This window comes from Erythrobacter insulae, from assembly GCF_007004095.1.
GTDB lineage: Bacteria > Pseudomonadota > Alphaproteobacteria > Sphingomonadales > Sphingomonadaceae > Erythrobacter > Erythrobacter insulae.
In genome coordinates, this window is the sequence record NZ_VHJK01000002.1 from 186405 (window position 1) to 208424 (window position 22020).

Here is a 22020-nt window from a genome sequence, read left to right on the forward strand (position 1 = left end):
CTACAGGCTCAATCCATTGTTATTTTTGGAAAATCTTCCAAAATCGCTGCTTGACACTTGTCCAACTTCCTTTGGTATTTGCGGGCTGGTTCATCATCATTTCAATGCCATGAAACCGCGCGCGTAGGAAAGTTGGTCATGCCATACGTTAGTCTTTCAAAATCTTGTCGATTGCCTCGCCAATGCGAACTGGACCGGGGAAATATGCCCATTCGAGGCTATGCGGATACGGCGTATCGAACCCGGTCACCCGTTCCACTGCGGCTTCGAGGTGGTAAAAGCACCGCTCTGTTACGAGCGCGGAAAGCTCTGCGCCGAATCCCGATGTTCGGGTGGCCTCGTGCACCACAAGGCAACGTCCGGTCTTTTTAACCGACGCCTCGATTGCGTCTATATCGAGCGGAACAAGCGTGCGCAGATCGAGAATATCGGCATCAATGCCTTTCTCGCGGCAAACCGCCTCGGCCACATGAACCATCGTGCCGTAGGTAAGCACTGTCAGCTCTTCGCCTTCACGCACCTGACGCGCTTTACCCAGCGGGATCTTGTAATACCCCTCCGGCACGATGCTGGCCTCGTGTTTCTTCCACGGCTCTACCGGCTTGTCATAATAGCCTGAAAACGGGCCGTTATAGATCCGCTTAGGCTCAAAAAAGATCACCGGATCATTGTCTTCGATGCAGGAAATCAACAGCCCCTTTGCATCGTAAGGCGTGGCGGGAATGACCGTTTTCAAGCCTGAAACGTGAGTGAAGATGCTTTCGGGTGATTGCGAGTGCGTTTGCCCGCCGAAAATGCCGCCACCAAAGGGGGAGCGCACCGTCATCGGCGCGATATATTCCGTTGCGGACCGGTATCGCAGACGGGCTGCTTCGGATATCAACTGGTCAAGACCGGGATAGATGTAATCGGCAAACTGGATTTCAGGGACAGGGCGAAGGCCATACGCGCCCATCCCCACCGCCGCGCCGATGATCCCGCATTCGTTGATCGGGGTATCGAACACGCGGGTCTTGCCGTGTTTTTCCTGAAGCCCGGCTGTGCAGCGGAACACACCGCCAAAATAACCGACATCCTCGCCCATCACCACGACATTATCGTCCCGCTCAAGCATCACATCGAGAGCTTCGTTGATCGCCTCGATCATGTTGATCCGGCGTTCCCCACCCGTTTCACCGGTCGGTTTTGGTTTGGTCTGGGTGCTCATTGATCGGGCCTTTCCGAACCGAATTTCGCAATCCGTTCGCTGGTCGCCTGCTTGGCCTGTTCTTCGAGATGCCATGGCAATTCTTCGAACACGTCTTCGAACATGGTGTGGAACGGATGGTGCATTCCGTGGCCAAGGATACCGTTCTTTTCAGCCTCCTTGGTCGTCGCCTTCACTTCTTCCGCACATTTGAGGTCCATCGCCTGTTGGCGATCTTCATCCCATTCACCGATTTCGATCAGGTGGTTTTTCAAACGCATTACCGGATCGCCCAGCGGCCATTCCTCGCGCTCCTGCGCAGAACGGTAGCCGGAGGGGTCATCGGAGGTTGAGTGACCTTCGGCGCGGTAGGTGAAGTATTCGATCAGGGTCGGCCCCTGATTGGCGCGGGCGCGATTGGCGGCCCATTGCTGCGCCGCGAAACACGCCAGCGCATCGTTGCCATCCACGCGCAGCCCGGCAAGCCCATATCCCAGCGCTCGCGCGGCAAAGGTGGTTCGTTCAGCGCCCGCAAAACCAGAGAAGCTGGAAATCGCCCACTGATTGTTGATAACATTGAGGATAACCGGTGCATTATACACCGTTGCAAAGGTGCAGGCGCTGTGGAAATCGCCTTCCGCTGTGGAGCCTTCGCCAACCCATGTTGCCGCGATCCGGCTGTCGCCCTTGATCGCGCTGGCCATGGCCCACCCAACCGCCTGCGGAGTTTGGGTCGCAAGGTTGCCTGAGATGCTGAAAAAACTGTGCTCGCGGCTCGAATACATGATCGGCAGCTGCCGGCCTTTTAATTTGTCACCTCTGTTCGAATAGATCTGATTGATCATCTCTATCAAAGGGTAACCGCGCGCGATCAGGATGCCTTGCTGACGGTATGACGGAAAAACCATATCGTCACTGGCAAGCGCCATCGAAGCGGCAACGCTGGTCGCCTCTTCACCGGTGCATTTCATGTAGAATGACGTTTTACCCTGACGCTGTCCGCGGAACATGCGCTCATCAAAGGCGCGGACCATCGCCATATGGCCGAGCATGATCCGCAAGGTGTCAGGGTCCAGTTTCGGGTCCCACGGGCCATACGCTTTGTTATCATCACCAAGCACGCGGACAAGACCATAGGCCAGGTCTTTCATGTCGGCTGGCGCGGTGCCTTCATCCGGGCGTGGTTGATCACCGGCCTTGCCGATATCGATGTCGGCGAAGTTTACCGGACCGCCCGGGCGCGAGCGCGGCTCCGGCACGTGCAGCGCAAGTGCGGGCCGGTTGTCTCCGGTATGCGGCTTTTTATCGGCCTGATCGGCCATAATTGTGCTCTCCCGTAAAGAGTCCGTTTGCACAGGAGAAATGCGTAGATCCGTCGGGCCGTTCCCGGCCGGATCAATGCTGCTCCCAATGCGTCTGAATCGGCGCGTATGTCAGCATTTCGGCGCGGTCAAGCGGCGCAGATCAGACCGCAACAGGTGCCTTGATCGGGGCCTGCGGCGCGTAATCATGCACCACAAAATCATCGATTTTGTAATCGAAAATTGTTTCAGGCTTTCGGGAGATTTCGAGAGTTGGGCTTCCGCAAGGCGTTCGGCCCAGCTGTTCGGTGATCAGATCTTCGTGATTGAGATACAGGTGAACATCACCGCCCATCCACACCAGCTCGCCCGGCTCCAGCCCAACTTGCTGCGCCATCATTCGCACCAACAGCGCCGCTGACCACAGGTTGAACGGCAGGCCCAGCGCCACGTCACAGCTGCGCTGATACAGCATGCAATTCAAGCGGCCTTCTGCAACGTGAAACTGATAGGTCTTGTGACATGGCGGCAATGCCATCCGGTCAAGCTCGGCGACATTCCACCCTTCGATGATATGGCGGCGGCTGCCGGGATTGTTGCGCAGACTATCAATGACCTCGGCAACCTGATTGATGCCTTCACCGCGCTCGTAAAGCCCATCTTTGCGATATCGGTAAGTCGGCCAATCCACCCATTGCTTGCCATAGACCGGCCCCAGATCGCCCCAACGCGCGGCAAAAGCCTCGTCATCGGCAATGCGCTGGACAAATTCGTCAAGCGAGACATCATCGCCGCTTTCTTTGACATAGCGGGCGTGCGGCCATTCATTCCAGATTTTCACCCCTTGCAGCACCAGTGGCCGGATATTCGTCTCTCCGGTAAGGAACCACAGCATTTCGCGCGTTGCTGTTTTCCAGTACACCCGCTTTGTCGTGAGCAAAGGCATGGCGCCATCCGCGAGATCATAACGCAGCATCGCCCCTGCAATCGAGCGTGTGCCGATACCGGTCCGATCGACCCGCTGGCTGCCGGTCTCCCAAATCTGCTGCATCAGATCGAGATATTGCTGTTCAGGATGAATTTCGTGAATCGCTGCGCTTTTCATAGGCGAAAGCTATAGGCGGCATTTGGCCGCTTGCCACCCTGCCCGCTTTCACATTTCAACACATGCAGCGATCAAACGATTGCCTCTGCCACAAAACCAAGCGCGATCGTCAGCACGCCTAGCCCGACCGACAATTGCACCCGCAGCCGCATGAAATCGTTCGCTGCAAAGTTCAGCTTTCGATCAATCGCGGGCGACATCAGGATAAATCCGCCCAGATACATCAGCGCAGGCCCCGGCCAGTCCCAACCGAAACTCCACGGCAAAAACAGCGCAACGGCGATCAAACTGGGCATCACCGCCACCAGATACGATCCTGCGCCTGCTTTGCCGCTTGCTATCGCCTGCCCCCACCAGACCCCGCCGAGAAAGCTGAAAATCGCCGCTGCATAGGCAAACCCGCCTGCAAGCGCGGTGAAGGCATATTCATGGCCTGTCGCAGCCAGCGTGAGGCAGATGATTTGCGGCAACAACCCGGCATAGCCAAGCCAGCGCGCGGCGGGAGTGAGTGAAGATGTTCCGTCCATGCCAGCCCAATCATCAGAAGCCGCTCGCGGTTCCCGCTGGCTTGCGAGATCGCGCGCTTTACGCCACGAAAGCAGGCATGGAACTGTTTGATCTATCGGGCCGTGTGGCGGTCATCACCGGCGGCAATGGCGGCCTTGGCCTCGGCATGGCGCGCGGGTTAGTCAAAGCGGGCGCGAATGTCGCGATCTGGGCGCGCAATAACACCAAGAATGCCCGGGCGATGCTCGAATTGCGCTCAATCGGCACAGGCGAAATCAAAGCTCTGCAATGCGACGTGACCGACGAAACGCAGATCGAATCCGCGATGGCCGCAACTTTGGCTGCATTTGGCAGGATTGATGCGTGTTTTGCCAATGCCGGGATTTCGGGCGCGGGCACGGCCATTCCCGACATCACGCAAAGCGGCTGGGACAACACGATGGCCGTGAACGCTCGCGGTCCTGCGCTGGTGTACAAACATGTGTCGCGCCACATGATTGAACGAGCGCAGAATGGCGATGCAGGAGGAAAACTGATCGCGACCTCTTCTGATCAGTCGATCATGGGGGTGAACCGGTCATCCGATTACGCCGCGTCAAAGGCAGCGCTCAACGGGCTTACTCGCGGCGCGGCTTTCGAGCTTGCCCGGTATAAAATCACTGCCAACGCCTTGTTGTTCGGGTTTTACGAGACGGACATCACCGCGAAAGCCGACCCCAAATTCGCCGCGTGGATGGAAAAACGCATCCCGCTTCGGCGCTCAGGCGATCACACCGGTCTCGAAGGGCTCGCTGTCTTCTGGGCCTCATCGCACAGCGATTACATCACCGGGCAAAGCCTGCCAGTTGATGGCGGACTGTCAATCAGCTGACCGTGCCCTAACGCACAGGCAAGCTATTGGTTCCAAATAGTTTTCTGGAACATTTCGGCCTGGATAACCGTTAATTGGTTGAATGTCGGCGCGACTGATCGCCCGCAAATACCAGTTTCAAGGAATACCGAAATGATCGAATTTATCACAGTCATCGCGACCGTTCTTTTGCCGCCGCTTGGCGTGGCCATGAAAAAAGGTCTCACATCTGATTTCTGGATCAATCTGATCCTGACGCTGCTGTTCTTCGTCCCCGGTCTGATCCACGCCGTATACGTCAATTACGTGTCAGGCGAAGCGCGCTCACTCGCGTAACCGCATACACAAAAATTCACTCGGCGATTACCGAGAGGCGAAGGCCCGGACCTGGTTCCGGGCTTTCGTCGTGCTGGCGGCGTATTCAGGCGGGATCATTCCGCCGGTCTCACCGTTACATAGGCAAGCAGTCAATTGAGGCGCATTGAGATCCAATGAACGACGACAAGAACGATAAATCTCGCGAACGCGCCGTCCCGTCTGGCCGCGTTTCGCGCTTTGCCAGTTTCGGCAGGCTCGCCAGCGGCGTTGCCGGCGGCATGGTTGCCGAAGGCGCGCGGCGACTGGCGAAGGGCGAAGGTATTTCGGCGCGCGACCTGATGCTGACCCCCGGCAATGTTCAACGCATGACAGATCGTCTCTCGCATTTGCGCGGTGCGGCGATGAAGATGGGCCAGATGATCAGCATGGATTCGGGCGATTTCCTGCCAAAGGAACTTGCCGATATTCTCGCGACGCTGCGCGATCAGGCAAACTTTATGCCGGCACGACAACTGGATACGGTGCTCAGGTCAGAATGGGGGGCCGATTGGCGTAAGCAGTTCCGTTGGTTCAACCCCCGGCCCATCGCCGCAGCCTCCATCGGCCAGGTGCATAAGGCGCTGACGCGAGATGGCGAAGAACTGGCCATCAAGGTGCAATATCCGGGCATCGCGGAAAGCATCGACAGTGATGTCGATAATGTCATGACCCTGCTGAAAGTGGCTGGATTTGCCCCGCCTGAACTGGAAATCGATGCGCTGCTGGCAGAGGCGAAAAAACAGCTTCACGAAGAAGCCGATTATCGCCGCGAAGGCGCGCAGATGGAGCTGTATCGGGAAAAGCTGAAAGGCGTACCGGGCTTTGTTGTGCCAAAACTCCATGACGGTCTAACGCGGGATCGCATTCTGGCGATGAGTTTCGAAGAAGGCGTCAGCATCGAAGAGCTGGAGCATGAAACCGAGGCGCGCCGCGATGAAACGATGGCCCGCCTGATGGAGCTTGTAGCGCGGGAATTGTTCGATTTCGGTGTCATGCAGACCGATCCGAACTTTGCCAATTTCCGTTATCGGCCCAGCACAGGCGAAATCGTGCTGCTTGATTTTGGCGCCTGCCGTGATGTCGATCCCGATGTTTCAAACGGCTATCGCAAAATGTTGATCGCAGGCCTTAAAGGAAACCGCGAGGAAGTACTCCAAGCGACCATTGAATCCGGTTTCATGATGCCAATCGTCGCCGAAAAACACCCGGAACGGGTGAACCGCATGATCGATATTGTCATCAATGAAATGCGCGAAGACAAGCCGTTTGATTTCGGTGACCGCGCCTTTATCCCGCTGCTGCGCGATGAAGGTCTGGCAATTGCGCAGGACAAGGATACGTGGGCGTTTCCGCCTGTCGAAACCCTGTTCGTCCAACGCAAGGTCAGCGGCACCGCGCTGCTTGGCGCGCGATTGAAAGCGCAGGTCAATATTCGCCGCATGACCGAGGACGTGCTTGGATCGACCAAACCCCTCCCGGCCAAGGCCGCTTAATCAGACCGGGGTTCTTGCAGCACCAATTGCGCTTCGATCCAGTTGTCGATGTAATCCTCAAGCACCGAAAGCGGGATTGAACCGTTTTCAAGCACCGCATCGTGGAACGCGCGCAAATCGAAATCTGCGCCAAGCGCCGTTTCGGCGCGGCTGCGCAATTCGCGGATTTTCAGCTCACCGATTTTGTACGCCAGCGCTTGGCCGGGCCATGTCATGTAACGGTTTACCTCCGCGTCAATATTCGCAGGCGAAAGCGCGGTGTTATCGAGCATGTAATCGACCGCTTGGCGTTTGCTCCAACCTTTGGAATGAAGTCCGGTATCAACCACCAGCCGCGTCGCCCGCCACATTTCATAACTCAAACGGCCCATCTGTTTGGCGGGTGTATCATACAGCCCCATCTCGATCCCCAGACGCTCAGAATACAGCCCCCAGCCTTCGACAAATGCGGTGAAAAATGTGCCGTTGGCGCGCAGCGGGTGGATATCGAGTTCCTGTTGCAACGCGATCTGATGGTGGTGGCCCGGTACAGCCTCGTGCACGCCGAGAGCGGGCAATTCCCACAAGGGGCGCTGGTCCAGTTCGGTCAGGTTAAGCCGGTAAATGCCCGCCTGCCCCGTCTCTAAAGACCCCGGTTCATAATAAGCGGTGGTGTTGCCCGGCGCATTCGCAGCAGGGATCGGGTCCACGGTATAGGGCTGGCGCGGCAAGCGCCCGAACAGTTTGGGCATGAACCCGTCGATCTTTTTCGCCAGCGCCTGCGTGTAACGCAGATATTCCTGCTCATCCGTCATGTAATATTGCGGGTCGGTGCGCAGATGTTCGATAAACGCTTCGCGGGTTTCAAAACCTGCCTCGGTCGCGACTTCTACCATTTCGGCGCGGATGCGCGCGACTTCGGACAGGCCCAGATTGTGGACTTCGTCCGGCGTCATGTCGGTGGTGGTGAAACTGCGCACACGGTAAGCGTAATATTCATCGCCATTGGGCGTGGCTAGGATACCGGGCGTACCGGCCCGGCATTTGGGCTCATATTCGTGGCGATAGAATGCCAGAAAGTTTTCATAAGCCGGCAAGACACCGGTTTGGATGGCGTCGGCAGCCGAGGCTTTAAGCGCGCTCCAGTCCTCTTCCGAAACAGAGCCCGGCTTTTCTGCGGCAAAGGGCTCCCAGAACGGCGAGACCGTGTAATCGCCTGTGATCTGCTGCGCGATGCGCGCATCAAACCCCTGCATTGGCTCGCAAGGCTGGGTCAGGCCCAGCTCAACCGCTTTTCGGCTGCGGGCGATCCCATCTGCGTTATACGCCCTGAATGCTCTCAGACGGGCGATGTAGCTTTGATAATCGGCTTTGGTGAAAAACGCAGACCGGTACGGCAGCGACGCAAAGCCGGAGAACCAGCCGCCGCGATTGGTGAACAGGATGTAGCGGTTATGATCGAAATCCGCGCCTGCCAGCTGATCTTCGAAACTGCTTTTCAGGATCGCATAATCAACTTTCAGATCGCGCGTCAGATCATCGGCATCAATCGCATCGAGTCGGGCCAGAAAAGCGCGAGTTTCCGCGACAACGCGGTCATATTCGGCAAGCGATAAATCGCCCAATTGCCCGTCACCCCGGCGATCCCCGATGCTGCTGGCAAGCTGGGGATCGCTATCAAGCGTCGCCTCCCACACTTCTTCGCGCAGCGCCTCGTAATCTTCGATGGGTCCGGCAAATACCGGCGCAATCGGAGCCAGAGCCAGCACGGCCCCCATGGTTAACAGGCGCATAATCTTTACTCCATCTTTTCTATGGTGCGTATTGAGTACGTTGCAATTGGTGCATTATGGGTCGGTCATGACAGACCACGCTCGTCCCCCGCTCAGCGTGCTTTTCGTATGCCTGGGCAATATCTGCCGCTCTCCGATGGTTGAGGGCGCTTTTCGTGCGGCTGCCGAAAACGCAGGCATTGAAGCCCGCGTAGATTCGGTTGGCACCGCTGCGTACCATATCGGAGAGCCACCAGACAGCCGCGCGATCGCCACCGCAATGGCGCACGGCGTGGACATTGCCGCTCTGCGCGGACGCCAGCTTCAGCCGCAGGATTTCTATGAATTCACCCATATCTTTGCGCTGGATACAGCCAATCTGGCCGGGGTCAAAGCGCAAGAGCCCCGAGACGCGAGCGCCAATGTATCGCTTTTGATGGACGCGGTAGAGGGGCGATCAGGCGAACCGGTGCCAGACCCGTATTACGGCGATGAAAGCGATTTCCAAGCGGTGTGGGCAGAAATCCAAACCGCGGTCGCAGCCCTTGTCAAAGCGTTTGAAGAAAGCGGCGCCGAAGCCCGTTTCTAACCGCCGCGCAGCAATTGAACGCCCCAATCGCGCTCGAACAGATATAGCAATATTCGCGCGGCCTCGCCGCGCTCGCTCGTAAGTCCGCCATCGCGATCAATAAGCAACCGCGCATCGGCATGAGCGACGGGGAGTAATTTTTGCACCTGTTCCAGATTGGCGACCCGGAATGCCGCATCACCCGATTGCCGCGTGCCCAACAATTCGCCGCCGCCGCGCAGCTCCAAATCTTCCTCAGCGATGCGAAACCCGTCCTGCGTTTCCCGCATCAACGCCAACCGTTTGCGGCCCGTTTCGGACAATTCATTGCCGCGCATCAACACGCAGACCGACTTTTCCGATCCCCGCCCCACGCGTCCGCGCAGCTGGTGAAGCTGTGCCAGCCCAAACCGTTCAGCCTGTTCAATCACCATCAGCGTTGAAGACGGCACATCCACACCGACTTCGATCACAGTCGTCGCGACCAGCAATTTTGCGCCGCCGCTGGCAAAGCGTTCCATATTGGCGTCTTTGATATCAGGCGGCAGCTGACCGTGCACCATCACCACATCATCGCCGAACCGCTCTTTCAACCAGGAATAACGCGCCTCTGCCGCAGCGATATCGTCCGTCTCGTTTTCGCGCACCATCGGGCACACCCAATAGGCCTGCTGACCGCTGGCCAAATGCCTTTCGACACCAGCGGCCATATCTTCCAACCGATCCTGCGAGATAACGCGCGTATCAATCGCCTGCCTGCCGGGCGGAAGCTCATCAAGACGGCTCACATCCATTTCGCCATATTGCGCAAGTGTCAGGCTGCGCGGGATTGGCGTCGCTGTCATCGCCAGCGTGTGCGGCGCGCGCTTTCCCTTTGCCGCCAGTGCAAGCCGTTGCTGGACTCCAAAGCGGTGTTGCTCGTCAATCACCACCAGGCCGAGATCTTTATAATTGACCGTATCCTGAAAAATCGAATGCGTACCCACGAGAATATCGATCGATCCATCAAGCAATCCCATCAGAATGCCTTCGCGTTCCTTACCCTTGGCCCGGCCTGTAAGGATCGCGACCTCTGCACCTGTTGGCGCAGCCATTTTGCGCAGAGTCTCGAAATGCTGACGGGCTAATATCTCTGTCGGCGCAAGCATTGCCGCTTGCTTGCCAGCCTCAACCGCGATCAGCATCGCCGCGAGCGCAACAACCGTTTTACCCGCGCCGACATCGCCTTGTAACAGGCGCAGCATGGGCGATTCCTGCTGTAGATCGCCTTCGATCTCTTTGATCGAGCGCTTCTGTGCGCCGGTCATTTCAAATGGCAGATCCAGCTTTGCGCGCAGATTGCCATCGCCTGCCAAGGCCTGACCTTTACGCCGCCGCCCCTCGGCCTTTACCATCAACAAAGCCAGACTGTTGGCGAGCAGTTCATCATAGGCCAACCGGTCACGGGCGGGCTCGTTCATATCTTTATGCGCCAGTTTCAACGCATCGCGCCATGCAGGCCAGCTTTCGCGTTCGAACTGGCCTCTTTCAATCCACTCCGGCAGATCCGGTAACCGTTCCAACGCTTGCGCCGTTAGCGATGCGACGCGCGGCTGGGTCAGCCCCTCGGATAGCGCGTAGACGGGTTCGACCAGCCGCCCCATATGCGCCGCGCTGTCTTTCTCGACATGATCCGGATGTACAATCTGCAACATATCGCCGTATCGATCGAGACGTCCGGCAACCCAGCGTTTTTCGCCCACCGGCAATTGTTTCTTCGCGGTGTAGGATGCCCGCCCGAAATATGTCAGCGCACAGATATTGCCCGCGTCATCCTGAGCCAGCACCCGGTAAGGGCCTCTGCCCGGGTTGCGGCTGGCGCGGTGCTCGGTCGGGGTCAGCGCAATAACAACCTGCTCACCCTCGCCCCCTTCATCCAGATCGGCAATCACGCGGCGGGTCACAAATCGTTCAGGCAGATGATAGGCCAGATCCTTGACGCGGGTCAGGCCCAGCTTCTCCAGCGGCTTCATCATCTTGGGCCCAACCCCATCAAGGTCGCGGGCTTCGATAAACAGCGGATTGAGGGCCTCTGGACGCATAAGAACACTCTATACCGTCTTGAACGCGATTGCCGAGTGCCTTACTTGGCCCTGCATGACGGATATGCCCACATTCGAAGCCCGACTGGCGCGCGCAAAGTTCCGCGCATGGCATCGCGGCACGCGCGAAGCCGATTATATGATCGGCGGTTTCTTCGATCGCTACGCGTCAGAATGGGATCACCCGACGCTGGAATGGTTTGAAGAATTGCTGGCCGAAGATGACGTGGACGTGATGGCATGGGCGCTTAAAACAGCACCGGTGCCCGAAAAATTCCAAGGCGAGCAGATCGAAAAAATGCAAGCGCTCGACTACGTCGATATCCCGCGCTAATCGCTGCGTCCTTTCTAAATCGGGAACAGCTCGTGTCCCCGACCTTTTACTGAGCAGACATGCCCGATCTGAACCGCATCCTGGCGGCGGAAACTCCGCTTACGCTTTCGTCGCTGCCACGCGGCGCGGTTCCGCTTATCCTCGGCGATATGGCACGCGCGGCAAAACAGCGCGCTGTATTTATTGCCGCCGACGATGCTTCCATGAAATCTGTGGCCGAAGCGGCAAGGTTTTTTGCACCAGAGGTCGAGGTGCTGGAGCTGCCTGCATGGGATTGCCTCCCCTATGACCGGGCATCACCTGCCCTTTCCGTTAGCGCGGCGCGGCTTTCCGCGTTGTTCAAACTGCAGCATCCCGCTGGCGGATCGCAATTGCTTGTCACCACGGTCAACGCTGCACTGCAACGGGTGCTGACCCCGTTTCGTATTCGCGAAAGCGTGCGTCAATTTAAACCGGGCACGTCGATCGGGCATGACAGCCTTTCTGCGTTGCTCACCCGGCAGGGATATTCGCGCACTGACACGGTAATCGACCACGGCGAATTCGCGGTGCGCGGTTCGATTGTCGATATCTTTCCGTCGTCGCTTGAATCCGGCCTGCGGCTCGATTTTTTTGGTGACGAGCTGGAAAGCCTGCGGCTGTTCGATCCCGGCACGCAGCGGTCGATCGGACGGTTGGATTCGCACCTTTTGTTGCCCGCATCCGAAGCGCTGATTGATGATGACAGCATCAAAAGGTTCCGGTCGCGATACCGCGAAATGTTTGGCGCTACCGCCACACAGGATCCGCTTTACGAAGCGGTAAGCGATGGCCGGCGACTGGCCGGAATGGAACATTGGTTGCCGCTGTTTGAAGAACGGCTTTCAACCTTGTTCGACCATGTGTCGGACGATGATCTGATCGTGATTGATCAGGCCGCCATCGGCGCCGCAGAAGAGCGCCTGACCGATATCAGCGATTATCACGAGCAACGCGGGCGGATCGCCAGCGAAAAGAGCGGCAGCTATCGCCCGATTGATCCCACCGCGCTTTATGTCGGCAAGGATGAATTCGAGAGCGCTCTGAAATCGGCTGCCGCCCACCGCGCCAGCATATTCTCGGCTCCTGAAAGCGACACGAACCTCGATTTCGGGTTTAAGGCCGCACGTGATTTCACCCCGGAGCGCGGGCGCGGCGACAATATCTATGACGCGGCGGCAAAGCACTTCAAAGAGATCGCGAAATCGGGCCGCAGACCGCTTTTCGCCGCCTATTCCACTGGCAGCCGGTCACGCATTGCATCGATCCTGTCCGAAGCGGGCTGCGAAACGACGCTGGCCGACACGTGGCAGGAAGCCCTCGGCCTCGCCGCCAAGGGCAAAACCGCCGCGATGGTTCTCCCCCTTGAAGCAGGCTTTGCCAACAGCGATCTGGAAATCCTGACAGAGCAGGACGTTCTGGGCGACAGGCTCGTCCGCCGGAAAAAGAAGCGCAAGGATTCCGACGCGTTTCTGGCCGAACTGCAGGCGCTTACACGCGGCGATTTGGTGGTCCATGTCGAACACGGGATTGGCAAATATCTCGGTCTGGACCCGGTTGCCGTCGGCAAAAGCCAGCATGATTGCGTTGCGCTGGAATATCGCGGCGGCGACAAATTGTTCATTCCCGTCGAGAATATCGACGTGCTCTCCCGCTATGGCTCCAGCGAGGAAGCCGTCCAACTTGATCGGCTGGGCGGTGAAGCATGGCAAAAACGCCGCGCCAAGCTGAAAGAACGCATCACTGCGATTGCCGGCGAATTGATGAAAGTCGCCGCGGAACGCGCGCTGAAAAAAGCACCGGTCTTCGAAGCCGAAGAAGCAAGCTTCAACCAGTTCGTCGATCGTTTCCCATGGGAAGAAACCGACGATCAGGATGCCGCCATCGCCGATGTTCTGCGCGATCTGGAAAGCGGCAAACCGATGGACCGCCTCGTTTGCGGCGATGTTGGTTTTGGCAAAACCGAAGTCGCCTTGCGCGCCGCATTCGTTGCGGCGATGAGCGGGCAACAGGTCGCAGTGGTGGCCCCCACGACTTTGCTCGCACGTCAGCATTATCAGAACTTTACCGAACGCTTCGCTGGCTTCCCGCTTAAAGTCGGGCGTCTTTCCCGTCTCGTTTCAGCCAAGGAAATGGCGGAAACCCGCGAAGGGTTGGCCAGCGGCGATATCGATATCATCGTCGGAACCCACGCGATCCTTTCCAAATCGACCGAGTTCGGAAATCTCGGCCTCGTGATTGTTGATGAAGAACAGCGTTTTGGCGTCACGCATAAAGAGAAGCTGAAACAGCTGCGCTCTGACGTCCACATGCTGACCCTCACCGCCACGCCCATCCCGCGCACCTTGCAGATGGCGATGACGGGTCTGCGCGAACTGTCCACCATCCAGACCCCGCCAGTCGATCGTCTCGCCGTGCGTACATACGTCATGGAATGGGATGATATGGTGATGCGCGAGGCGTTGCTGCGGGAACACCATCGCGGCGGTCAAAGTTTTATTGTCGTGCCGCGCATTTCCGACATGGCCGATGTCGAGGAATGGCTGCGCGAAAATGTGCCCGAGGTTAAGCCGATCTCTGCCCACGGCCAGATGGGCGCAGGCGAAATCGAAGAGCGCATGAGCGCATTTTACGAAGGCAAATACGAAGTTCTGCTTTCGACCACCATCGTGGAGAGCGGGCTGGATCTGCCCAGCGCGAATACAATCATCATTCACCGTGCTGACCGCTTTGGTCTGGCACAGCTATATCAGCTGCGCGGGCGCGTGGGCCGGGCGAAACTGCGCGCCTATGCATATCTTTCCTATGAGAAAGACGTGCAGCTTTCAGAGATCGCAGAAAAGCGCCTCAAGGTGCTCGGCGATCTCGATAGTCTGGGTGCCGGTTTCCAGCTGGCGAGCCACGATCTTGATATTCGCGGTGCAGGCAATTTGCTTGGCGATGAACAATCGGGTCACATCCGCGAGGTTGGTTTCGAACTGTACCAATCCATGCTCGAAGATGCGATTTTGGCCGCCAAAGCGGGTGAAATGGGGCTTGAAGCCGCCAAAGACAAAGTCTCGCCCCAGATCACTGTCGATGCGCCGATTATGATCCCAGAGGAATACGTGCCCGATCTTGCGGTGCGTATGGCGCTCTATCGCCGTTTGAATCAGGCTCAGGACAGCGCAGAAATTGAAAGCATGGCCGCAGAGATGATCGACCGGTTTGGCGATTTGCCGGAGCCGACCAAAAATCTGATCCGCCTGATCGAGATCAAGCATCAGGCCATAACTGCAAATATCGCAAAGATTGACGTCGGCGCGCGCGGCACGCTGGTGACGTTCCACAATGACGATTTCCCCGATGGCCCCGGCCTGATCGCCTATGTCGACCGCTTGGCAGGGACCGCGAAATTGCGCCCGGACATGAAGCTGGTCATCAACCGCGCATGGGGCGATCCGCAAAGCCGCCTCAATGGGCTGTTCCAACTGACCAAGGGATTGAGCGGTATCGTGAAGAAGGCGCACAAGAAGGCGGCTTAAACCGTAAGGGCTTGTGAGTTTTGCGCAGTTTAGCCTGCCCTCACCTTTCGGCGCCTACCCTCTTATGAGTTGGCGGCGACCAATCAAATCTGGGCGCGGCATTCCTTTGAAACCCACATCGATCACAGCGCCATCAGATTCGATACCGGGTCGTAACCACATGGCTACGGCGCGTCCGGAATCGGTGTTGTAAACGCTCGATTGATCAAATTCGGCCGCTGCCTAATGCGATTGTGAAGCGCGGCCTGGCACCTCTCCTTGCGCGCCTGCGGCTAAATCTTCGGATATTACGGATGGCCGCCGCCGGGTTTCGACGTAGCCTTGCGTGTTGATCAGCAAGGGAGATCACGATGGGAGATCAGTATGGGAGATAGATTAAAGGGCAAGATTGCGATCATCACCGGGGCCACTGGCGGGATTGGCGAGGCAAGCGTCCGGCGATTCCTGGATGAAGGCGCAAGCGTGATGATGACGGGCCGCAATTCTGACAAGCTGGCAAAGAGTGCGAAGCGCCTCGGCTCTGGCGACCGTCTCTCGTATTTTACCGCAGACGTTGTGGATGAGGAACAGACGAAAGCCTCCATCGAGGCGACCGCCGAGCGATTTGGGGGTCTCGACGTTGTGTTCGCAAATGCTGGCATCGAGGGCGTAATACAGCCAATCGAAGAGCAGACACAAAAGGACGTGCTCGACGTTTTGCAGCCAAACGTGATTGGGGTCTGGAACCTGCTCCATCACGCTATTCCTCACCTGAAGAAACGCGGCGGCGGGTCCATCATGATCACGTCGTCTACAGCAGGGCTTACCGGCTTTCCGGGCCTCAGCGCCTATTGCGCCAGTAAGCACGCGGTGATCGGCATGATGCGCACCGCAGCGGCCGAGCTTGCACCGGATAGAATCCGCGTGAACACGATCAATCCCGGTCCGATCGATAACAGGATGATTGCGTCTGTAGAAAACCAGCTCTCAACCAATGGACCGGAGTCCGCTAGGGCGCGGATTGAGGCCATGGTCCCCATGGCTCGTTACGGGACAAATGAGGAAGTCGCGAACCTCGCGGTCTTTCTAGCCAGTGACGAAAGCACCTATACCACTGGTTCGGTAAATGTGATCGACGGCGGATTGACGGCACTTTAGGTGTGGCAGTCCGCCTTTAAGCCCAATCATATCCAGGCCAAACGATCTTTTGATCCAATTGAGGGCCACGAATAGCCATAAAAGTCCGCTTAGCGAATGATCGGGCGCAGCAACAACGTGCCCTCACCCATGCCCGCGGCCGCGCGCTGTTCTGGCCAAAGCCAGCACCTGTTCGCTTTTCATCGGCTGTGCACGCAGGAAACCCTGCCAATATTCGCACCCTTCCGAGATGATCGCCACGCGCTGAATCTCGCTTTCAATACCCTCGGCATAAACATCAAGCTCAAGCGCGCGAGCGAGCGCGATGATCGCCCGGAACACCGCCAGCGCTTTAGGATCGCCCGGCACGCCTTCGACCATGATTTTGTCGAGCTTGATCGCGTCCAATGGCAATTCACGCAGATATCTAAAATTGCAGAAGCCCGCGCCAAAATCGTCCAGCGCCGTGCGAAAACCCAGACTGCGCAGCGCGCCCAGCGCCTCGCTTGCCTGCTTCAAATTTCGCAGCAGCAGATCCTCTGTAATCTCCAGCATCAGCCGCGACGGTGCAATTTCACTGCGCCCGATCAATTCCGCAAAATCGGCCGCAAAGCGGGGGTTGCCCAATTCTTCGGGTGTGATGTTCAGCGACAGGCTTAATTCTTCCGGCCATGCAGCTGCGTTTTCCAACGCGCGGGCCACGACATGACGCGATAGCGGCGCGACCAAGGCGGCCCGTTCGGCAATGGCAAACAGATCGCGCGCGCCAATCTCTCCCAATGTCGGGTGCTTCCACCGCGATAAAGCCTCTGCGCCGACAACGGCACCGGTGCTGCCTGAAAACTGGGGCTGAAACAGGACCTCGATCTCTGATCGGTCAAGCGCGCTCAGCAGATCGCTGTCGAGCGCCGATTCCTTCACACCCGGAAACGATCCGCGGGTCGGCCCTCGTAGGGAATGAGTCAAAGATGTTCGGTCTGTTTGCATAAATCGCCCTTAGACGATCATATCAGCGAAACCTTACTACAATTGCAATCCGACCGAATTTGGAACATCAGGATAACTGACTACCGCCGTTTGGGATCGCAGCGGCATGCAACACCTATGATATGGGATCGGCATTGTGGCTTAGGGGGCCTTAAAACCGTAATGACGACTGCGACCAAACCTGCAACCAATGGCGCGACCAACGGATTGACCAACCCCTATGCCCGCATGGCTTTGGTGGCATCCGATACGCCTAACGCTCAGGAAGCTTACGACGCATTGCTTGGCCAACAGGACTGGTGCCCTCTCGAAGAAGCGGATGTCGCCGTTGTTCTGGGTGGGGACGGGTTCATGCTGCAAACATTGCACGCAATGCTCGATGTTGGCCGGATCATACCGGCCTATGGGATGAATTTGGGCACAGTCGGGTTTCTGATGAACCGCTATGACAAACGCGCCGTGATCGCCAACCGGCTGGCCAAGGCTCACAGCAAACGGATTGCACCGCTGCGCATGGAAGCGATCCTGCAGGATGGTGAGAAGCAATCACTTTGCGCGATCAACGAAGTCTCGCTGCTGCGTGAAACGCGCCAGACCGCCAAAATCGAAGTTACCGTGGGCAGCCGTGTGCGGATCAAGGAATTGGTCGGTGATGGTGTGCTGGTGGCGACCCCTGCGGGCTCGACCGCCTACAATCTATCGGCGAATGGCCCGATTCTGCCGCTCGACAGCCAGATGCTGGCCCTTACCCCGATCAGCCCGTTTCGCCCGCGCAGGTGGCGCGGCGCGATTCTGCCTGACCGTATGCGAATCAGATTGCGGGTGCTCGACCATGAAAAACGACCGGTTGCAGCCGTCGCCGATCAAAAGGAATTGCGCCATATCGCGGAGGTAACATTGGAGATTGCGCACGATACCGAGCTGGAGCTGCTGTTTGATCCGGGCCAGTCGCTGGAAGAGCGGATCGTGGCAGAGCAATTTGTCACGGATTGAGCATTTTCCTGCCAAACCCTCTTGCAATGAAATCCGAGCGCCCATATAGGCGCTGCTCGCACCGGAGAGACAACCGGTTGCTGTTCCCCGATAGCTCAGCGGTAGAGTAGGTGACTGTTAATCACTTGGCCGTAGGTTCGAATCCTACTCGGGGAGCCATTTTCCTTACACTTCAGACTTTGGCCTGGGCCTAGATCCCAGCCAAAAGTCGTGCGCCCACTACAAACACCAGTGCTGCGGTTAGCCATCTGATCCAACGCTTTGGCAACAGTTTTAGCGCCATCAGGCTGCCGATCTGTCCGCCAATCGCAACGGCTATCAACAGCGGCAGCGCGGCACCTAAAGCGCCGCCGAATGCGCCCGGTCCCTGTTTAAGCAATTGCCCCGCAAGGCCGAACAGGGAATTCACAAGAATGAAGAAACTCGCCGTCGCGGCGATGGCGCGCGGATTGTCCCAACGGATCAAATGCAGCAACGGGGCTAGGAATATACCTCCCCCGATACCCACCAATCCCGCCAGATATCCCAGCGGCGCAGCAATGACCGGCATATACCGGGCGATACGATGGGGCTCTTCCCCCTGCTCTTCATGCAGCGGGATAAACATCGTAACCGCCGTGAGCACAAGGCTCGCGCCCAGCAGCGTCATAAAATTCGCCTGGCCGATCGGTGTCAGCCCGCCAATAAGTGCAGCGGGCGCAGCAATCGCAGTCATCAGGATAGCGCCGCGCCACGGCGTGACACCCGACCTGCCAAAGCGCAGCGTGCCCCCTGCAACGACCACGATATTGCAGGCCAGCGCCACCATCGGTAGCAACCGGTAATCGAGGCCAGAGATCGCCAGCAACGCGGCGTAGGTCGATCCTCCTCCGAAGCCAACGCTGGCATAAAGCAGCGCGGTAACAAGGAATGTGAGCGCCAGCAGAACTGGAACCGCTCCGATCATCGCAACCGCGCCCCTTTGCCGCGCGCGTTTATGCGTTCAGCTTTGCATTCGGGTTGTTCGCCGAGCCGTGGCAATGCTTATATTTGTTTCCGCTGCCGCATGGGCATGGTGCATTCCGGCTGACATTGAGGTTCGCGTAGGGATTATCGGTGTTGGAACCACCCGGACCGGATGCCGCGCGCGGCGAACCTGCCAGCGATCCGAACAGTTCAGGCCGCTGTTCCGACCCATCGCCATCATTCGAATTGTCGAGCCCCGTGAGCGGATCGATATGCCCGGTCAGGAAATCGGGCAAATCAGGCAGAGCCTGTGTTTGCGGCTGCGAGATCTGCAGCTCGGATTTGAACAGGATCTTTGTGACTTCGCCGCGCAACGTATCCAGCATCGTTTCGAACAGGCCGAAGGCTTCCTGTTTGTATTCATTAATCGGCTGTTTCTGGGCGATGCCGCGCATCCAGATTACCTGACGCAACGCATCAAGCGTGGCGAGGTGTTCTTTCCAGTGGAAATCGAGCTGACGCAGCAGCACGTCTTTTTCCACCATGCGCCAGATGCTCGGATCGTTTTTAGCGATCTTCTCTTCCATCATCTTGTCGGTCTCGGTGCGCAGACGCTCTTCGAAAATTTCAGGTTCAACCTGATCTTCCTCGATCCATTCTTCAAACGGGAAGGAAAGACCGAATACTTCTTCGACGCGTTCTTTAAGGCCTTCGATGTCCCACTGCTCCGGATATGATCCGGGAGGGCAAGCGGTGCCGACAATCGAATTGATCGTATCATGGCGCATATCCAGCACCACGTCATCGACGCTTTCCGATTCCATGATTTCGCCGCGCTGTTCGTAAATGACCTTGCGCTGGTCGTTCATCACATCATCATATTGCACGACCTGCTTACGCGTGTCGTAATTGCGCGCCTCGACCTTCTTCTGAGCGGTTTCAATCGCTTTCGACAGCCATTTCGAACCAATCGCCTCGCCGTCTTCGAGGTTTGAATTCATCATTTTCGAAAACAGCGTGTCTGGACCGAAAATCCGCAGCAGATCATCCTCAAGGCACAGATAGAAACGTGACAGGCCCGGATCGCCCTGACGACCGGAACGACCGCGCAGCTGGTTATCGATCCGCCGGCTTTCATGCCGTTCTGTGCCGAGCACGAACAGACCGCCCGCTTCGAGAACTTTCTGCTTCTCTATCGCGACTTCTTCTTTGACTCTAGCAATCACTGCGTCTTTCTCCGGCCCGTCTTCCATCGCGCCGGTTTCATCCTCGATCCTGAAATCAAGGTTCCCGCCAAGTTGAATATCGGTTCCGCGGCCCGCCATATTGGTCGCGATTGTTACCGCGCCCAAACGGCCTGCCTGCGCCACGATGTGCGCTTCGCGTTCGTGCTGGCGCGCATTAAGCACTTCATGCTTCACGCCTTCTTTATCGAGGAACTGGCTGAGCAATTCGGATTTCTCGATTGAAACCGTGCCGACCAGCACGGGCTGCCCGATCTCATGCTTTTCCTTGATGGCGACCGCGATAGCGGCGAATTTGTCCATCGTATTCTTGTAGAATTCGTCTTCTTCATCGATCCGCGCGACAGGGAGATTGGTCGGAATTTCGACAACGTTGACGCTGTAGATATCCCAGAATTCCGATGCTTCTGTCGCAGCCGTACCGGTCATGCCAGACAGTTTGGGATACATGCGGAAAAAATTCTGGAAGGTAACAGACGCCATGGTCTGGTTTTCCGGCTCGATCTTGACGCCTTCCTTGGCTTCGACTGCTTGGTGCAAACCATTAGACCAGCGCCGGCCTTCCATCATCCGGCCAGTGAATTCGTCGATGATCACGACCTTGCCGTCTTTGACGATGTAATTGTCATCGCGCTTGAACATATGGACCGCTTTGAGCGCCTGATCGAGGTGATGGACAACCTGGGTATTTTCGACATCGTAAAGGTTGTCAGTTTCCAGCATCCCCTTGGAAATCAGCAACTGTTCCGTCTGCTCCAGCCCGTCTTCGGTTAGCTGGATGCTTTTGGATTTCTCGTCTTTTTCGTACCAGTCTTCCGGGATCTCTTTGGCGACTTCATCCAGCGCGACATACAGATCGGATTTGTCCTCTGTCGGTCCCGAAATGATAAGCGGCGTGCGCGCTTCATCGATCAGGATGGAATCCACCTCATCCACAATCGCAAAGTTAAACGGACGCTGCACCATTTGCGCGCGTTCGTGTTTCATATTGTCGCGCAGGTAATCGAACCCAAACTCGTTGTTGGTGCCGTATGTGATATCCGCATTGTAAGCGTCACGCTTCGCCGTTTCGTCCATGTTCGGCACAACCACACCGATGGTCAGACCCATCCAGTTGTACAGCTGTCCCATCCATTCGGCGTCACGCGCGGCGAGGTAATCATTGACCGTAACAACGTGGACACCCTTGCCCTCGATCGCGTTGAGATACACAGCGAGCGTCGCCATGAGGGTTTTACCCTCACCCGTGCGCATCTCGGCGATTTCACCGCGATGCAGTACGATGCCGCCGATCATCTGCACATCAAAGTGCCGCATCCCGAAAACGCGCGTCGATGCCTCGCGGATCGTCGCAAACGCCTCTGGCATGATATCATCCAGGGTGCTGCCATTGTCCAAAAGGCCGCGGAACTTGTCGGTCTGCGCGCGCAGCTCATCATCTGAAAGCGTTTGAAGCTGAGGCTCAAGCGCATTGATTTCATTGACGATCTTGCCAACAGATTTGATGTAACGGTCATTCGATGAACCGAAGACCGATTTCATGAGCGAGTTGAACATGGAAGAGGTGCCTTAATGTCGATGCTGCCCGCACAATCGGGGCCAATGCAATTTTGAAAAAAATCGAGAAGAACGGCGCGCAGCCTGAACAGGCGCGCGAAAA

The 22020-nt window shown here is 57.3% G+C and carries 17 protein-coding genes and 1 tRNA gene; 9 read left to right on the plus strand and 9 right to left on the minus strand.

Annotation, left to right across the window (positions count from 1 at the left end; translation table 11 throughout):
• Positions 1 to 148 precede the first annotated feature (148 nt).
• The 4 genes from FGU71_RS13505 to FGU71_RS13520 form a co-directional block, all read right to left on the minus strand.
• Positions 149 to 1207 carry an alpha-ketoacid dehydrogenase subunit beta gene (locus FGU71_RS13505; protein WP_142789298.1) on the minus strand — a complete coding sequence of 353 codons (1059 nt, stop codon included), beginning with the start codon at positions 1205 to 1207 and terminating at the stop codon, positions 149 to 151.
• Complete coding sequence (locus FGU71_RS13510) at positions 1204 to 2508, minus strand: thiamine pyrophosphate-dependent enzyme (protein WP_142789299.1); 1305 nt, start codon at positions 2506 to 2508, stop codon at positions 1204 to 1206. Before FGU71_RS13510 ends, FGU71_RS13505 begins: the two co-directional genes overlap by 4 nt.
• 142 nt (positions 2509 to 2650) lie before the next feature.
• A complete protein-coding gene (gene thyA / locus FGU71_RS13515; protein WP_142789300.1) occupies positions 2651 to 3592 on the minus strand; it encodes a thymidylate synthase in 942 nt (313 codons plus the stop codon).
• A 71-nt stretch (positions 3593 to 3663) separates the two neighbouring features.
• Positions 3664 to 4119, minus strand: a complete 456-nt coding sequence (locus FGU71_RS13520; protein WP_142789301.1) for a DUF3429 domain-containing protein — start codon at positions 4117 to 4119, stop codon at positions 3664 to 3666.
• A gap of 77 nt (positions 4120 to 4196) precedes the next feature.
• Here FGU71_RS13520 and FGU71_RS13525 point away from each other — a divergent pair, with 77 nt between their 5' ends.
• The 3 genes from FGU71_RS13525 to FGU71_RS13535 all read left to right on the plus strand — a co-directional run bounded on the left by FGU71_RS13525 (position 4197) and on the right by FGU71_RS13535 (position 6799).
• A complete protein-coding gene (locus FGU71_RS13525; RefSeq protein ID WP_142789302.1) occupies positions 4197 to 4970 on the plus strand; it encodes an SDR family NAD(P)-dependent oxidoreductase in 774 nt (257 codons plus the stop codon).
• Between the two features lie 132 nt (positions 4971 to 5102).
• Complete coding sequence (locus tag FGU71_RS13530; RefSeq protein WP_325053191.1) at positions 5103 to 5285, plus strand: YqaE/Pmp3 family membrane protein; 183 nt, start codon at positions 5103 to 5105, stop codon at positions 5283 to 5285.
• Between the two features lie 155 nt (positions 5286 to 5440).
• Complete coding sequence (locus FGU71_RS13535) at positions 5441 to 6799, plus strand: ABC1 kinase family protein (protein WP_142789303.1); 1359 nt, start codon at positions 5441 to 5443, stop codon at positions 6797 to 6799.
• On the opposite strand, the gene FGU71_RS13540 is transcribed toward FGU71_RS13535, so the two are convergent.
• A complete protein-coding gene (locus FGU71_RS13540) occupies positions 6796 to 8571 on the minus strand; it encodes a DUF885 domain-containing protein (RefSeq protein WP_142789304.1) in 1776 nt (591 codons plus the stop codon). The two genes, FGU71_RS13535 and FGU71_RS13540, sit on opposite strands and share 4 nt — an antisense overlap.
• Positions 8572 to 8638: 67 nt before the next feature.
• On the opposite strand from FGU71_RS13540, the gene FGU71_RS13545 reads away from it, so the two are divergent.
• Positions 8639 to 9139, plus strand: coding sequence for a low molecular weight protein-tyrosine-phosphatase (locus tag FGU71_RS13545; protein ID WP_142789305.1), 501 nt, complete (start codon positions 8639 to 8641; stop codon positions 9137 to 9139).
• Here the strand turns inward: FGU71_RS13545 and recG are convergent.
• Entirely contained in the window at positions 9136 to 11199 is a 2064-nt protein-coding gene (gene recG / locus FGU71_RS13550) for an ATP-dependent DNA helicase RecG (protein WP_142789306.1), read from the minus strand. The two genes, FGU71_RS13545 and recG, sit on opposite strands and share 4 nt — an antisense overlap.
• Before the next feature lie 55 nt (positions 11200 to 11254).
• On the opposite strand from recG, the gene FGU71_RS13555 reads away from it, so the two are divergent.
• From FGU71_RS13555 to FGU71_RS13565, 3 genes are all read left to right on the plus strand, one after another.
• Entirely contained in the window at positions 11255 to 11533 is a 279-nt protein-coding gene (locus FGU71_RS13555) for an FAD assembly factor SdhE (protein ID WP_142789307.1), read from the plus strand.
• Positions 11534 to 11592: 59 nt separating this feature from the next.
• Positions 11593 to 15075 (plus strand): transcription-repair coupling factor, encoded by a 3483-nt coding sequence (gene mfd, locus FGU71_RS13560; protein WP_142789308.1) that lies wholly within the window; start codon positions 11593 to 11595, stop codon positions 15073 to 15075.
• A gap of 363 nt (positions 15076 to 15438) precedes the next feature.
• The gene (locus FGU71_RS13565) at positions 15439 to 16212 is read left to right on the plus strand and encodes an SDR family NAD(P)-dependent oxidoreductase (protein ID WP_142789309.1); all 774 of its coding nucleotides are present in this window, start codon (positions 15439 to 15441) and stop codon (positions 16210 to 16212) included.
• 123 nt (positions 16213 to 16335) lie between these two features.
• Here FGU71_RS13565 and FGU71_RS13570 read toward each other — a convergent pair whose 3' ends face one another.
• Entirely contained in the window at positions 16336 to 17112 is a 777-nt protein-coding gene (locus FGU71_RS13570; RefSeq protein WP_234035794.1) for an EAL domain-containing protein, read from the minus strand.
• A gap of 228 nt (positions 17113 to 17340) precedes the next feature.
• Here FGU71_RS13570 and FGU71_RS13575 point away from each other — a divergent pair, with 228 nt between their 5' ends.
• Positions 17341 to 18171, plus strand: coding sequence for an NAD kinase (locus FGU71_RS13575; RefSeq protein WP_185960321.1), 831 nt, complete (start codon positions 17341 to 17343; stop codon positions 18169 to 18171).
• Positions 18172 to 18255: 84 nt separating this feature from the next.
• A tRNA-Asn gene (locus tag FGU71_RS13580) sits at positions 18256 to 18330 on the plus strand.
• A gap of 31 nt (positions 18331 to 18361) precedes the next feature.
• On the opposite strand, the gene FGU71_RS13585 is transcribed toward FGU71_RS13580, so the two are convergent.
• Positions 18362 to 19117, minus strand: a complete 756-nt coding sequence (locus FGU71_RS13585) for a sulfite exporter TauE/SafE family protein (protein ID WP_142789311.1) — start codon at positions 19115 to 19117, stop codon at positions 18362 to 18364.
• Between the two features lie 28 nt (positions 19118 to 19145).
• Positions 19146 to 21917 (minus strand): preprotein translocase subunit SecA, encoded by a 2772-nt coding sequence (secA, locus tag FGU71_RS13590; RefSeq protein WP_142789312.1) that lies wholly within the window; start codon positions 21915 to 21917, stop codon positions 19146 to 19148.
• Positions 21918 to 22020: the final 103 nt, after the last annotated feature.

Coding starts and splice junctions, on each gene's coding strand:
- FGU71_RS13505 (WP_142789298.1), bottom strand. CDS start 1,207: ATGAGCACCCAGACCAAACCAAAACCGACCGGTGAAACGGGTGGGGAA.
- FGU71_RS13510 (WP_142789299.1), bottom strand. CDS start 2,508: ATGGCCGATCAGGCCGATAAAAAGCCGCATACCGGAGACAACCGGCCC.
- thyA (WP_142789300.1), bottom strand. CDS start 3,592: ATGAAAAGCGCAGCGATTCACGAAATTCATCCTGAACAGCAATATCTC.
- FGU71_RS13520 (WP_142789301.1), bottom strand. CDS start 4,119: ATGGACGGAACATCTTCACTCACTCCCGCCGCGCGCTGGCTTGGCTAT.
- FGU71_RS13525 (WP_142789302.1), top strand. CDS start 4,197: ATGGAACTGTTTGATCTATCGGGCCGTGTGGCGGTCATCACCGGCGGC.
- FGU71_RS13530 (WP_325053191.1), top strand. CDS start 5,103: ATGATCGAATTTATCACAGTCATCGCGACCGTTCTTTTGCCGCCGCTT.
- FGU71_RS13535 (WP_142789303.1), top strand. CDS start 5,441: ATGAACGACGACAAGAACGATAAATCTCGCGAACGCGCCGTCCCGTCT.
- FGU71_RS13540 (WP_142789304.1), bottom strand. CDS start 8,571: ATGCGCCTGTTAACCATGGGGGCCGTGCTGGCTCTGGCTCCGATTGCG.
- FGU71_RS13545 (WP_142789305.1), top strand. CDS start 8,639: ATGACAGACCACGCTCGTCCCCCGCTCAGCGTGCTTTTCGTATGCCTG.
- recG (WP_142789306.1), bottom strand. CDS start 11,199: ATGCGTCCAGAGGCCCTCAATCCGCTGTTTATCGAAGCCCGCGACCTT.
- FGU71_RS13555 (WP_142789307.1), top strand. CDS start 11,255: ATGACGGATATGCCCACATTCGAAGCCCGACTGGCGCGCGCAAAGTTC.
- mfd (WP_142789308.1), top strand. CDS start 11,593: ATGCCCGATCTGAACCGCATCCTGGCGGCGGAAACTCCGCTTACGCTT.
- FGU71_RS13565 (WP_142789309.1), top strand. CDS start 15,439: ATGGGAGATAGATTAAAGGGCAAGATTGCGATCATCACCGGGGCCACT.
- FGU71_RS13575 (WP_185960321.1), top strand. CDS start 17,341: ATGACGACTGCGACCAAACCTGCAACCAATGGCGCGACCAACGGATTG.
- FGU71_RS13585 (WP_142789311.1), bottom strand. CDS start 19,117: ATGATCGGAGCGGTTCCAGTTCTGCTGGCGCTCACATTCCTTGTTACC.
- secA (WP_142789312.1), bottom strand. CDS start 21,917: ATGTTCAACTCGCTCATGAAATCGGTCTTCGGTTCATCGAATGACCGT.